The following is a 13737-nucleotide window of genomic DNA, read 5'->3' as shown; positions in this document are numbered from 1 at the left end:
GTTTGCCTCCGGAGTCAAGCGTTTATTTTCGCTCTTTTCCGACTTCCCGCCGCGGCCTGTCTCAGCGCAGCGTCGGTCAGTGGTGGCGCATTATAGGGGGTTTTCCGCCGCTGACAAGAGTTTTTTTTGTTTTTTTTCCTGTTCGCATCTTTTTTCAGCAAAACAGGTAATTATGTTAGTTTTTCAACCAAAAATTGGTGCTATAGGCAACAATGATTAAATTAATACACTAGGATAACGTATTATATATGTAGTTATTCTCTATTCACTAATCCATAATCAGAAACAAATGGGATATCTAATGGTTAAATCCGCGCGTAATATGTCTGGATTGCCTTGGATTGCAGCCATGGCTTTTTTTATGCAGTCTTTGGATGCCACGATTCTTAACACCGCCTTACCAGCAATTGCTAAGAGTCTTCATCACTCTCCACTAGCAATGCAGCCTGCTATTGTCAGTTATACCTTAACTGTAGCGATGTTAATTCCCGTCAGTGGTTGGTTAGCTGATAGGTTTGGTACTCGGCGGATATTCATTTATGCCGTCTCTCTCTTTTCTTTAGGCTCGTTAGCTTGTGCTCTTTCCCACAATCTGTCTTTCTTGGTCATATCCCGAGTGATTCAAGGAATAGGGGGAGCAATGATGATGCCTGTGGCTCGTCTGGCTTTATTAAGAACATATCCGCGTAGCGAATTGTTACCTATTTTGAATTTCGTCACTATGCCAGGGTTATTGGGTCCAATTTTAGGCCCAATGCTAGGCGGTTTACTGGTGACCTACGCAACATGGCACTGGATATTCATCATTAATATCCCCATCGGTTTATTGGGTATCATTTATGCCAGAAAGAACATGCCCAATTTAACAATGCCCAAATGCCCTTTCGATTTTCTGGGATTCGCGTTGTTCGGCATCGGGTTAGTAATGATTTCAGTTAGCTTTGACTTATTTGGTGAAAATTCTCTTTCTGGCTATATTCCCTTTTTGTTATTGGCTAGCGGTATCATTATTCTGTTAGGGTATGTTTTCCACGCGAAAAAACACAAAAACCCCCTCATTGACTTACAGTTATTCCAGACACATACATTTTCAATCGGTATCGCCAGCAATATTGCAACCCGTTTGAGTACCGGTTCTCTCTCATTTCTTATTCCGTTGATGCTACAAGTAGGGTTTGGATACTCAGCAGTGATAGCTGGAATAATGATGGCACCAAATGCGATCGGTTCTATTTTCGCCAAATCTTTTGTCACCAAGATACTGACCCTATTTGGCTATAGAAATACACTCCTCTGGGTCACCGTCATTATTGGTGTAATGATTTCTCAATTTTCTCTACAAACACCGGGACTCCCTGTCGCATTTTTAATAATTCCTCTATTTATATTGGGAATGGCGATGTCTACGCAGTTCACAGCGATGAATACGATTACGCTTGGTGATTTGAATAATAACAATGCAAGCGCTGGTAATAGTCTGCTAGCGGTGGTTCAGCAGTTATCGATAAGTTTTGGGGTAACCGTCAGTGCCGCTGTTCTGCGGTTTTATGAGTCAATGGGAAATGGCTCAACCGTGAGCCATTTCCACTATACCTTGATTACGATGGGAGTCATCACCTTGATTTCTTCAACTGTCTTTCTGTTACTTAATAAAGAAGACGGAAATAACTTAATTAAGAAATGAAACCATTAACGACTGGCTACTGAACTACGCTCGATCAGCGTTGGTGTTAAAACCAGTTCCCTGGGTTCACTTTCTGGATTTTCCATTCTGTAGAGCAGAATATCAATTGCCAGTTTACCCAGTTCATCTTTTGGTTGATGGATAGTCGTCAACGGAGGGGCCAAATAGGGGGCAATTGCTATGTCATCATAGCCAATGACAGAAATATCTTTAGGAACAGAAAGCCCTGACTGATATAGCGCCTGATAAACACCAATCGCCATGGCATCATTACTGGCAAAGACTGCTTCTGGGGGTTCCGGTAGCTGCAATAATTGTTTCATTGATAAAAAACCACCGGAAAACTCAAAATTACTGTAAATCTCATAACCTTCAGAGATTTCAAGTCCGGCATCTCTCATGGCTTTTCGATAACCAAACAAACGCTGTTGAGCAGGCATCTTATCCTGTGGACCTGCGATACAGGCTATTTTGCGAAATCCTCTGCTAATCAGATAACTTGTTGCCAGTTCTCCCCCCAGCAGTGAGTTATCTTTAATCACATCACTGGAAACATCAAAGGGAGACCAATCCATTGTCACAATTGGCACCAGAGGGTATCGCAGAAAAAAGTCCTTAGATATCAGTTGCTGTTCGGAGCACATAATCAATAGACCATCGACGCGCTTTTGCAACAGGGTTTCCATACCGCGGAGCATTCGGGTTAAATTACCTTCAGTATGAAGGATTAAACTATATCCTCGCTCATAGCAACTTTGCTCAACGCCTCTGACAACCTCACCATAAAACGAGTTATCACTGCTGGTAACCAGCATACCGATAGTTTTGGTTTGTTTGATTTTCAAACTTCGAGCTAACGCAGAAGGCGTATAATTCAGCTCTTCAATAGCTGCATTTACCCTCTTTTTGATCTTCTCACTGACATAACGATTATTATTAATCACGTGAGAAACAGTTGATGTCGATACACCCGCCAGACGGGCAACGTCCTTCATGGTAGCCACAGTGAGTCCTGTTCAGATAGAAATGTATCAATTTCGTGTCGCCACGGTACCGCAGGCTGTGCTCCCTGACGTGTCACAGCAATTGCAGCCGCAGCATGAGCGAAGCGGATCGCCGACAACATCTTTTTTCCTTCCAGCAATCCCGTTACCAAGGCGCCATTGAATGTATCTCCTGCCGCAATCGTATCGATCACTTTTACTTTAAATCCAGGAACAATTTTGCCTTCTTTACCTTTCTCACTTAACCATACGCCGCGGCTTCCCAAAGTAATAATGACAGTTTCAATACCTTGATTATGTAAGGCCAGAGCCGCTTCCTTCGCTCCCGCATCATCTTTTACGGTAATGCCTGTCAGGTATTCTGCTTCGGTTTCATTCGGTGTAATGATATCCACCAGAGAAAGTAACTGAGCTGATATTTTTTGGGCTGGCGCAGGGTTCAAAATAACTTTGGTATGATGTTTCTTAGCCGTTTCAGCAGCAAGTTGTACCGTTTCCAACGGTGTTTCTAACTGTAATAATAGCGCATCTGCATCTTTGACTACGTGCTCATAACGGTGGAAATAATCTGGCGTCAGAGCACCATTTGCCCCGGCGTTAATACCAATGACATTCTCCCCTTGCTGGTTGACAAAAATCAGGGCCACTCCCGTAGTTTCCTCTTCAATACACTCAATGGATGAAGTATTGATATTGTCTTTCGCTAACTGTTGACATACTTGTTCGCCGATACCATCCTGACCAACACAGGCAATAAATGTAATGTCAGCACCGCAACGACCAGCAGCCACAGCCTGATTAGCGCCCTTTCCTCCAAATGCAACCTGATAATGCCTGCCGTTTACGGTTTCTCCCGGTTTAGGAAAAGATTCAAGGTTCAAAATGTGATCCACATTAATACTACCCATCACCACAAGTTTTGCCATGCTCATTGCATTTATTCCTGTATAAAAAATGCAGACATAAAAACTAATCGCTGCATGAATAATGTTGATTATTTTTTAACAATTAATTCCAGTTCAACCGGAATGATGGCGTCAACTTTTTCACCTTTTAACACTTTGTCCGCAGTCTGAACGCCGATGGTTGGCTGGCCAACATATTGAATTTGTGCTTTTGGGCCGCCTGACCAAAACCTTCACCGCGTTCACGCGCACCTAAAACGCCTGGAATACCTTCCAATTGAATGACTTTGACACCATTACCTAATTTTTCAGCGATAAAATCAGCGGCCATTTTGGCACCTAAACGGCTGTCGGAAGCAATATAGCTGATAACGTTGCCCTTACTCGCTGAATGGTCAAGAGCAATAACAGGAATATTTGCCTTATTTGCCATGATTATTGCATTACCAACAGCTTCTGAATCGGTTGGGTTAATTAACATCAATTTTATGCCACGAACCATCAAATCCTGTGTGTTACCAATATCGGTATAAACACGGGTGATACCGCGCAATAACAACATCATGACCAATGTTGCAATAAATGTTGCAATAAATGCCTGAACTTTGCCTTTCGCAACAATAGCGCCCCAGTACACGCACCAATACCCGTCCCCAATGCTAGTGCATAGGCAACACCATTGATGCAGCTATTGCTCCTGTCAGTGCCAACAGAGAACCAACAGATAAATCAATTCCAGAAGTCAAGATCACCAGCGTCATTCCCACCGCCATGATGGCATTAACAGATGTTTGCTGAAGGATATTAAAGAGGTTATTCAATGTGAAAAAGTTGGGGCTAAGGATAGAAACAACCGCAATCAAGGCTAATAACGCAATAAGTGATTTTTGTTCCATCAGCCATGTTTCGGTAAACCAACGTTTGGAAGTTAGTGCTGTTATCGATCCTCTAGCCCGCGCCCCACCATCATTTCGATCAATCGCTCTTCGTTCAGAGCATTCATGGGGTAGGGAGTGCATTCCCCCGTACGAATAACGGCTTTACTCTTCTCTGTAATGACGGCTTACTTGTTATTCCCGAACAACAACACCAAACACAGACAGTAGATCAAGGGTTCCCTGGGTTAGCGCTAAATCAATTCGTTGGGTAGACCATGGGATAGGTAATCCCGTATCACTAAGTATAATTTGATCCGTATGCCCCAAACGAGAAATAACGGCTGAAATATCAGAATGTAATAAAACGCCTTTTTCATTTTTTTATTAACTCCTTAGCGAAACGTTTCGCTAAGGAGTTATCATATAAAGCTCAATATCAAAGACAACTTGATTAATATGAAAGTGTGATCGTCATAGTCAGATAAAAATATTAATTTATTAAATAAGTTAAGCTGAAGCGATTTTTTGAATGTTCCGAAGAAGTTCAAGAATACACCATCAAAATCTTTGCATAGATTGCATTTTATCTATAAATAAAGGGAGGTAATTAAGCAAACCAAGGTGTAAATACTATGCAATTGGTTGAGAAGATATCCCAGTTAAGTCAGTATCTAGAAAGTGGGTTATATGAAAGGCGTCAAGCTATTCGTCTTTGCCTGCTAGCGGCCTTATGCGGAGAAAGTGTTTTTCTCCTTGGACCACCGGGAATAGCCAAAAGCCTTATCGCCCGTCGACTCAAGTTCGCGTTTCAAAATGCACATGCTTTTGAATATCTGATGACCCGTTTTTCCACCCCCGAAGAGATCTTTGGCCCCCTTTCTATTCAAGCACTTAAAGATGAAGGACGCTATCAGCGCCTGACTGAAGGTTATTTACCCGAAGCCAAAATTGTTTTTCTGGATGAGATCTGGAAAGCAGGCCCTGCAATCCTGAATACGCTACTCACTGCTATCAATGAAAAAAAATTCAGAAATGGCAATCAAGAAGAACAGCTGCCAATGCGGTTACTGGTTACTGCATCCAATGAATTCCCTGAAGCTGATAGTGGTCTGGAAGCACTCTATGATCGTATGTTGATCCGGCTTTGTCTGGACAAGATTCAGGAAAAGAGAAATTTCCGGGCATTACTGACTGATCGGAATAATGAAAATGACAATCCCGTACCTGCTCACATCCAGATCACTGATGACGAGTTCCATCAATGGCAAGACAAGATCAACCATGTATCCCTACCAGATCATATCTTCGAGCTGGTTTATCAACTGCGCCAGCAAGTAAATGCTACTGGAAATATGGCCGGCGTTTCAGATCGACGCTGGAAAAAATCCATCCGCTTATTGCAGGCCAGCGCCCTTTTCAACGGACGAAACGAGATATCACCGCTAGATATAGTGTTATTAAAAGATTGCTTGTGGCACGACTTGAACACCTTAAAACTTCTTCCTCAATTCCTGCACACTTTATTGACAGAACAAGCCTATCAACAACATACCCTAATGCAGAAAATGGAGAAATTATACCAACACTGGGTTCAATCCAACCAAGACGAAAATGATCACTCCCCCTTGCAGCTAGCCTCCCAAAAATCCCTCTTTGGCCGTAAGATCCTTTATTCACTGCCCGAAGAGATCACAGATAAAAAACTGACACTATTTTTGCATCCTTCATTATATCTGCATAATATCGAAATAAATTTCATCGAAATAGATAAAAAATCATTGGAAAATACATTAAAAAATAACACAGGGAAACTACTCGCCTGCTTAAATGGAGTTGGTTTCCCTCAAGCCATCACGACAGAAATCAACGAAAAACATCAGCTTGAAGTACTGGATACCAGCCGTAATAGCGCCGTTCTTTACCAAACAAAGAAAAAATGGGTAACTCCAGAAAAAGCCAATACAAAGTGGAATGAAAAACTGATATCCATCCGTGATGAAATTCAACATCAACACCAATTATTTAATCAGCATCAATCTTGTTTATTTATCGAAGAACATTGGATTGCAATTATTGAGCAAAGCTTTCTTCAATTGACTGAAAAACAGAAACAATTGAGATCAAAAATGAGGGAGTGACTAATTCAGGGTATCAAATATCATTTCCCTTGGGATAGAGCTAAGCATCACGCAGTAAGAGAGTTCAGCCACAGATTCCCCCACCAAGTATTGCCATGACTCATGATATTTGCCAAAGAAGATAAAAGAGATTACCTGAAATTTACGGATATTTTTCACAAAGAACATGGCTATTTCTGTAATGTTGGTGCATGCTCCACAATGGAAAACTCACCCGATATCCGGGGGTAACAACATGTTAACTCTGTCCACACTCGATCTCTTACTTGCCATCAATGAAGGCAAACTGATCGAAGAGATCATTTTAACACTACTGAGTACTCCTCAATTAATTATTTTCTTTGAAAAGTTCCCGAGATTAAAACACGCATTGCTGAAAGATCTCCCCGAATGGCGGAAAAGATTGCAGCAAAGAATAAAAGAGACAATTATCCCTGCATCACTGAATGAAGAGTTTCAGCTATATCAACAAGTACAAACCCTTGACACAATAAATTTCTATCAAAAATTACCTAATATCATCGAGAAATTTCAGCAACTCGAATCCCCTTTTGCTAGTGAAGCCGATATACTCTCCAAAACACTTTCTGAACACACCGCGTCAGGACAAATATTATTTATTCAACGCTGGCACCTCAGTCTGATCCTGCAAGCAACAACATTTAACAACGCACTCTTAGAACAAGAAAGAGAACAATTACTGGCAGAGATCCAGAAACAATTGAACCTCAGTGGCAATCTTGATCCTATATTTGATCTCAATGATCACTCCTCCGGTCGATTATGGGATATGAGTAAAGGCCAACTCCATCTAACTTCGCACAATACACAACTATTTACTCTCTACGCTGACTTTCTCAGAAATCAACCTGAACTGGAAAAACTGGCGCAATTACTTGGACGCAGTCAGACAGCAAAATCAATTCCAGAAGAAAGTCCAATTCTGGAACCCGTTACCCGATTCGAACGAGTGCCTGATACCACGCCAGAACTGATCAATGGAATCAGACAAAGTGATGACATCTTAAGGTTATTGCCCACAGAGATGGCCATGCTTGATGTTGAAGAATTGGAATATGAGTTTTATCGGCGGCTGGTGGAAAAAAAATTGCTTTCTTATCGTCTGCAAGGGGATGACTGGCAGCCAAAAACAACCCTAAAACCCATTACACATCACCATAATGAAAAACAACCACGGGGGCCTTTTATTGTTTGTGTCGATACATCTGGCTCAATGGGAGGATTTAATGAACAGTGCTCAAAAGCATTTTGTTTGGCACTGATGCGTATCGCGCTGGCGGATAATCGCCATTGCCACATTATGTTGTTCTCGACAGAATTGATTCATTATGACTTGACGTCACCGGATGGATTAACTCAATCCATTCATTTTTTGGGACAAACGTTCAAAGGAGGAACTGATCTGGCATCTTGTTTAAATGCAGCAGTTGAAAAAATGAAAGAAAATATATGGAAAGATGCTGATGCGGTTGTTATTTCAGACTTCATTGCCCAACGATTGCCAGACACTCTAATCCATCAGATAAAAAATCTGCAACAGCATCAACAGCACCGCTTCCATGCGGTCTCCCTTTCCCATTATGGAAAACCCGGTATCATGCGGATATTCGATCATATCTGGCGTTTTGATACCGGACTTACAAGCCGCTTACAAAGAAGGTGGCGAAATTAAGCCTTACAGCACACCTTCAACTGATTCAATAATTTCTGGTGACCAAACACCACACTGAACCTGACCAATGTGTGACATTTGCAACATCAGCATTACCAGACGAGACTGCCCGATACCACCGCCGATAGACTGTGGCATATCACCTTTGATTAATGCCTGATGCCAATCATATTGCAGACGATCTTCATCATCAGTCATCTTAAGCTGACGTTGCAGAGCTTCTGCATCAACCCGGATACCCATTGAAGAAATTTCAAAAGCATCCTGCAAAACTGGGTTCCAGACAATAATGTCACCGTTCAAGCCAAAGAAACCATCACTGTTTGGTGAAGTCCAATCGTCATAATCCGGTGCACGAACATCATGTGCCTGATCGTCAGACAATTTACCGCCAATACCCATCAGGAAAATCGCACCGAATTCTTTGGCTGCCTCACGTTCACGACCTTTAGCATCCAGATCCGGGTAACGTTTCAGAAGCTCTTCGCTGTGGATAAAGTGAATTTGATCTGGCAGGAACGGTGCCAGACCAAATTCCTTACTTACCGCTTGTTGCGTTTCTTTTATTGCTTCGTAGATTTTACCTACTGTCTGTTTTAAATAATCGAGTGAACGTTGACCTTCACCCATCGTTTTCTCCCAATCCCACTGATCAACAAAAACAGAGTGGATAGGAGTCAAGCGATCTTCGTCAGGACGCAAAGCCTTCATATGGGTATACAACCCTTGTTCAGCTTGAAAACCAAAGCGACCTAAAGTTTTGCGCTTCCATTTCGCCAGAGAATGAACCACTTCAAACGTTGCATCCGGCAATGTTTTCACTTTTACCTGTACTGCTTTTTCATGACCAGACAGGTTGTCCTGAGTACCATCACCAAGACGGCTCAAGATTGGCCCTTGAACTTCAATTAAACTAAGTTGTTTTTCTAGCAGACGGGAAAAGTATGATTTCACAAAACTAATTTGCTGCTGTTTTTCAATGAAGGATGTTTTCATGATGTTGTTCTCAAAAATTTTTAGTGACCCTGTGTCCTGTTGATATAGATTAAGCAACAAAATGAGGTACAAATTCAATATCTGATAATAAAAATATTGTATAAGATTAATAAACGATAATTTTTACATCAAAAAAATGAATATCATTCAAAAACAGGGTTTAAAAATGGCAGAAATTTATCAGATCGATAATTTAGACCGTGACATACTTCACGCTTTAATGGAGAACGCACGTATACCTTACGCGGAATTAGCCAAAAAATTCTCCGTCAGTCCGGGAACAATTCATGTTCGCGTAGAAAAAATGAAACAGTCAGGGATCATCACCGGAACCCGGGTTGATATCAGTGCCAAGCAACTGGGATTCGACGTATGTTGCTTTATCGGCATTATATTAAAAAGCGCCAAAGACTACCCGGCAGCATTGAAGAAGCTCGATATGCTTGATGAAGTTGTTGAAGTTTATTACACCACTGGGCATTACAGTATTTTCATTAAGGTCATGTGCCGATCCATCGAAGCGCTTCAGGATGTACTTATCAACAAGATCCAGACAATTGATGAAATCCAATCAACAGAAACATTGATCTCCTTGCAAAACCCGATAACAAGGACAATCAAACCCTAAAAGAAAAAATAGCTTAACCATATTATCCACAGGTAGATCCCAATAGATTCACAGCGTACAATAGTTGCTCTTTAATTTAGCAAGGATCACGATGAGTACGATAACCTTAATTAGCGGCAGCACAATGGGTAGCGCCGAATACGTCGCTGAACATATAGCCGAAATCTTAGAAAATGACGGGTTTTCAACAGTGATACTTCATGGTCCCTCATTGGAAGATCTTCCTCTTGAAGGACTGTGGCTTGTTGTAACATCAACGCATGGAGCAGGGGACTTACCTGCAAATCTCCAATCCCTGGCAGATACGATCACACAACAGCAACCAGATCTAAGCAATGTGACATTTGGGGCAGTCGGGATTGGCAGTTCTGAATATGACATATTTTGTGGTGCAATAAGATCACTTGAACGCTTATTGGAAGATCTCGGGGCAAAACGGATCGGGGATCGACTGGAAATAGACATTCTAAAACACGAAATACCCGAAGATCCAGCTGAAGAGTGGGTCAAAAAATGGGCAAAGTTACTCTAATCTGATTAAAAATATAACGATTAACTGTGGATAACTAGTCTAAAAAGCAGGGGTTAACCCGTAGTTATCCATTTAATAACCGAATCACAATCAGCCGCCTGTGAATAACTCCGCTTTTAGATCCCAGCTTATACTGGCTTGGATCACGGATCATTCACAGCAAATGATCCTTTACAGTCTCATGATCTTTATATGGAAAATCCACTTATCCACAGAAGATCGTGATCCTAATAAAAGATCCAATAAAGAGATCTTTAAATAAAAAGATCTTCTTTTAATTAACGATGATCTCTTCCTGCTTGGTCTTAAGCCCAAACTTGAGTAGAATCCTCTCCCCAATGCATACGAAGCATTTTCACAATTGAAGGTTCGCACATGTTTTATCCAGAGCATTTTGACGTTATCATTATCGGCGGAGGTCATGCCGGCACTGAAGCTGCTATGGCCGCAGCACGTATGGGGCGTCAAACCTTATTACTGACTCACAATATTGATACTTTGGGCCAGATGTCATGTAATCCAGCCATTGGTGGGATCGGTAAAGGGCATCTGGTAAAAGAGATCGATGCACTTGGTGGCCTGATGGCGAAAGCCACTGATCAGGCGGGTATTCAGTTCAGAACACTCAATGCCAGCAAAGGTCCAGCAGTTAGGGCCACACGCGCACAAGCAGATCGGGTGCTTTACCGACAAGCTGTAAGAACGGCACTGGAAAATCAACCTAACTTAATGATCTTCCAGCAATCGGTAGAAGATCTCATCGTTGAGAACAATACCGTCACAGGTGTTGTTACTCGTATGGGATTGAAATTTAAGGCTACGTCTGTGGTTCTGACCGTCGGGACTTTCCTTGACGGAAAAATTCATATTGGATTGGAAAACTACAGTGGTGGGCGTGCCGGAGATCCTCCTGCGATCGCATTGTCTCACCGCTTACGCGAATTGCCTTTACGTGTCGCTCGCTTAAAAACAGGTACACCTCCTCGTATTGATGCGCGAACTATTGATTTTAGCCAGCTTGAACAACAACTGGGTGATAAACCGACCCCGGTATTTTCATTCATGGGGAATGCGGCTCAACACCCGCAACAAATTCCATGTTATATCACTCATACTAATGAAAAAACCCATGAAGTGATCCGCAATAATTTGGATCGCAGTCCAATGTATGCGGGGATCATTGAAGGGATCGGCCCTCGTTACTGCCCTTCCATTGAAGATAAAGTGATGCGTTTTGCAGATCGCAACGCCCATCAGATCTTCTTGGAGCCAGAAGGACTCACGAGTAACGAAATCTATCCAAATGGGATTTCAACCAGTCTGCCATTTGATGTACAAATGCAAATTGTTCACTCGATGAAAGGCATGGAGAATGCCCGCATAATTCGCCCTGGCTATGCGATCGAGTATGACTTCTTTGATCCACGTGATTTAAAACAAACTCTGGAAAGCAAATTTATCCATGGACTGTTTTTTGCGGGTCAGATCAATGGCACTACCGGATATGAAGAAGCTGCCGCACAGGGGTTATTGGCAGGTCTTAACGCCGCCCGCTATGCTGCTGGTGAAGAAGGTTGGTTCCCACGCCGTGATCAGGCTTATATCGGTGTTCTTGTCGATGATCTATGTACATTGGGAACTAAAGAACCTTACCGTATGTTTACCTCCCGCGCTGAGTATCGCTTGATGTTGCGTGAAGATAATGCGGATCTACGCTTGACTGAACAAGGTCGTAAGCTAGGCTTAATTGATGATCTCCGTTGGGAACATTATTGCCTCAAAGTTGAAATGATAGAACAAGAACGTCAACGTCTGCGTAATATCTGGGTACATCCCCATTCTGACAACCTAGGGGATATCAACCAGCTGTTGAGAACACCATTGTCAAAAGAAGCCAATGGTGAAGATTTGCTACGTCGTCCTGAAATGAATTATGAACTGCTGACATCACTGTCACGTTTTGCACCTAGCTTGACAGAGTCTCAGGCAGCAGATCAGGTTGAAATTCAAGTGAAGTACGAAGGTTACATTGCCCGTCAGCAAGAAGAGATCGAAAAGCAATTACGCAATGAAAATACTGCACTGCCAGTTGATCTGGATTATCAACAAGTCAGTGGGCTTTCCAATGAAGTTATTGCAAAACTGAATGACCATAAACCAAGTTCAATTGGTCAGGCTTCACGCATTTCAGGTATCACTCCAGCAGCGATTTCTATTTTGCTGGTCTGGTTGAAAAAACAGGGTTTATTGCGTCGTAGCGCTTAAGGGGACAGATTTTGCTTAACAAATTAGAATTATTGCTGGCGAAGACGGATATTGAATTATCGCAGGAACAGAAACAGCTGCTTGTCGCCTATGTTGATATGCTCAACAAATGGAATAAGGCTTATAACCTGACATCTGTCCGAAACCCGGAACAGATGTTAGTCCGCCATATCATGGACAGCATTACCGTTAATCCATATCTTCATGGAACGCAATTTATTGATGTAGGGACTGGGCCTGGTTTACCGGGGATCCCACTGGCGATTGTGCGCCCAGACTCCCATTTCACCTTATTGGATAGTCTGGGAAAACGAGTTCGTTTTTTACGTCAGGTTCAGCATGAACTCGGTTTGACCAATATCAGTCCTGTGCAAAGCCGTGTTGAGGAATTTATCCCTGAATCGCCTTTTGATGGGGTGATTAGTCGTGCATTTGCGTCTTTGCAAGACATGCTCTTATGGTGCGGCCACCTTCCTAAACTACTTGAAGGGCGTTTTTATGCTTTAAAAGGTGTAATACCGGAAGATGAATTAATAAAATTGCCAGCAGGGTTCATACTTGATAGCGTCATCTCTCTCCAAGTTACAGAATTAGATGAGCAACGTCATTTAGTTATCCTTAAGTCAAACTGACTTTGTTGTTTATCAATAAAATTATAAATAATTAGTGACGCCAACCACATTTATAATGTTACGGACGTTACTAATTATTTCCCTCTATAGTTTCAACTTTATTTACTAATAGCTCACAGAAAAACAACGTTATTTTTATAATGGTATAATTTTTCTTTCTGATGACTATGACCAATTTCCTTTATAAATAAATTTTAGAGAAAGTGAGCAAAATTAAAATTTAACTTTTTTTAGCGATATATCAGATAAAACTTTATAGGTATAAAATCTTTCTCTTATAAAAATCTGACGATACCGACTAAAAGAGAATGTATAGATCTGTGCATGCCTTTTAAATTAAAAAACAACAGAGTGGTGATATTGAGAGATTATTAAGGTGTTT

The 13737-nt window shown here is 41.8% G+C and carries 10 protein-coding genes and 2 pseudogenes; 7 read left to right on the top strand and 5 right to left on the bottom strand.

All coding sequences use genetic code 11. From position 1 onward, the window contains the following. Positions 1 to 301 precede the first annotated feature (301 nt). On the top strand, positions 302 to 1684 hold the full coding sequence (gene mdtD / locus AACQ81_RS18165; protein ID WP_237388152.1) for a multidrug transporter subunit MdtD: 1383 nt from the start codon (positions 302 to 304) through the stop codon (positions 1682 to 1684). A gap of 5 nt (positions 1685 to 1689) precedes the next feature. Here the strand turns inward: mdtD and rbsR are convergent, their stop codons facing one another. From rbsR to AACQ81_RS18140, 4 genes and pseudogenes are all read right to left on the bottom strand, one after another. After that, positions 1690 to 2688, bottom strand: coding sequence for a ribose operon transcriptional repressor RbsR (gene rbsR / locus AACQ81_RS18160; protein WP_237388151.1), 999 nt, complete (start codon positions 2686 to 2688; stop codon positions 1690 to 1692). Further along, entirely contained in the window at positions 2676 to 3620 is a 945-nt protein-coding gene (rbsK, locus tag AACQ81_RS18155) for a ribokinase (RefSeq protein ID WP_237388150.1), read from the bottom strand. Before rbsK ends, rbsR begins: the two co-directional genes overlap by 13 nt. A gap of 127 nt (positions 3621 to 3747) precedes the next feature. Next, positions 3748 to 4489 (bottom strand): annotated as a pseudogene (locus AACQ81_RS19805) (substrate-binding domain-containing protein); the annotation flags it as partial. Between the two features lie 177 nt (positions 4490 to 4666). Further along, a pseudogene (locus AACQ81_RS18140) lies at positions 4667 to 4846 on the bottom strand (RbsD/FucU domain-containing protein); the annotation flags it as partial. Between the two features lie 257 nt (positions 4847 to 5103). On the opposite strand from AACQ81_RS18140, the gene ravA reads away from it, so the two are divergent. Together ravA and viaA are read left to right on the top strand one after the other, a co-directional pair. After that, positions 5104 to 6609, top strand: a complete 1506-nt coding sequence (gene ravA, locus AACQ81_RS18135; RefSeq protein WP_237388149.1) for an ATPase RavA — start codon at positions 5104 to 5106, stop codon at positions 6607 to 6609. Between the two features lie 235 nt (positions 6610 to 6844). Beyond that, positions 6845 to 8302 carry an ATPase RavA stimulator ViaA gene (gene viaA / locus AACQ81_RS18130; RefSeq protein ID WP_237388148.1) on the top strand — a complete coding sequence of 486 codons (1458 nt, stop codon included), beginning with the start codon at positions 6845 to 6847 and terminating at the stop codon, positions 8300 to 8302. A gap of 3 nt (positions 8303 to 8305) precedes the next feature. Here viaA and asnA read toward each other — a convergent pair whose 3' ends face one another. After that, complete coding sequence (gene asnA / locus AACQ81_RS18125; protein WP_237388147.1) at positions 8306 to 9298, bottom strand: aspartate--ammonia ligase; 993 nt, start codon at positions 9296 to 9298, stop codon at positions 8306 to 8308. 166 nt (positions 9299 to 9464) lie between these two features. On the opposite strand from asnA, the gene asnC reads away from it, so the two are divergent. The 4 genes from asnC to rsmG all read left to right on the top strand — a co-directional run bounded on the left by asnC (position 9465) and on the right by rsmG (position 13355). Then, complete coding sequence (gene asnC / locus AACQ81_RS18120; protein ID WP_092553390.1) at positions 9465 to 9926, top strand: transcriptional regulator AsnC; 462 nt, start codon at positions 9465 to 9467, stop codon at positions 9924 to 9926. 91 nt (positions 9927 to 10017) lie between these two features. After that, positions 10018 to 10458 carry an FMN-binding protein MioC gene (gene mioC / locus AACQ81_RS18115; protein WP_237388146.1) on the top strand — a complete coding sequence of 147 codons (441 nt, stop codon included), beginning with the start codon at positions 10018 to 10020 and terminating at the stop codon, positions 10456 to 10458. A gap of 375 nt (positions 10459 to 10833) precedes the next feature. Next, positions 10834 to 12723: a tRNA uridine-5-carboxymethylaminomethyl(34) synthesis enzyme MnmG gene (gene mnmG, locus AACQ81_RS18110; protein ID WP_237388145.1), complete on the top strand. Its 1890-nt coding sequence runs from the start codon at positions 10834 to 10836 to the stop codon at positions 12721 to 12723. A gap of 11 nt (positions 12724 to 12734) precedes the next feature. Then, positions 12735 to 13355 (top strand): 16S rRNA (guanine(527)-N(7))-methyltransferase RsmG, encoded by a 621-nt coding sequence (rsmG, locus tag AACQ81_RS18105; RefSeq protein WP_237388144.1) that lies wholly within the window; start codon positions 12735 to 12737, stop codon positions 13353 to 13355. Positions 13356 to 13737 lie beyond the last annotated feature (382 nt).

The organism is Xenorhabdus sp. Sc-CR9 (genome assembly GCF_963897815.1).
Lineage (GTDB): Bacteria > Pseudomonadota > Gammaproteobacteria > Enterobacterales > Enterobacteriaceae > Xenorhabdus.
This window is presented reverse-complemented; position numbering and strand designations above follow the sequence as displayed.

What these genes read in the sequence shown, in the direction of transcription:
- rbsK (WP_237388150.1), bottom strand. Translation starts at nt 3,620, where the DNA reads ATGAGCATGGCAAAACTTGTGGTGATGGGTAGTATTAATGTGGATCAC.
- mioC (WP_237388146.1), top strand. Translation starts at nt 10,018, where the DNA reads ATGAGTACGATAACCTTAATTAGCGGCAGCACAATGGGTAGCGCCGAA.
- asnA (WP_237388147.1), bottom strand. Translation starts at nt 9,298, where the DNA reads ATGAAAACATCCTTCATTGAAAAACAGCAGCAAATTAGTTTTGTGAAA.
- ravA (WP_237388149.1), top strand. Translation starts at nt 5,104, where the DNA reads ATGCAATTGGTTGAGAAGATATCCCAGTTAAGTCAGTATCTAGAAAGT.
- asnC (WP_092553390.1), top strand. Translation starts at nt 9,465, where the DNA reads ATGGCAGAAATTTATCAGATCGATAATTTAGACCGTGACATACTTCAC.
- viaA (WP_237388148.1), top strand. Translation starts at nt 6,845, where the DNA reads ATGTTAACTCTGTCCACACTCGATCTCTTACTTGCCATCAATGAAGGC.
- mdtD (WP_237388152.1), top strand. Translation starts at nt 302, where the DNA reads ATGGTTAAATCCGCGCGTAATATGTCTGGATTGCCTTGGATTGCAGCC.
- mnmG (WP_237388145.1), top strand. Translation starts at nt 10,834, where the DNA reads ATGTTTTATCCAGAGCATTTTGACGTTATCATTATCGGCGGAGGTCAT.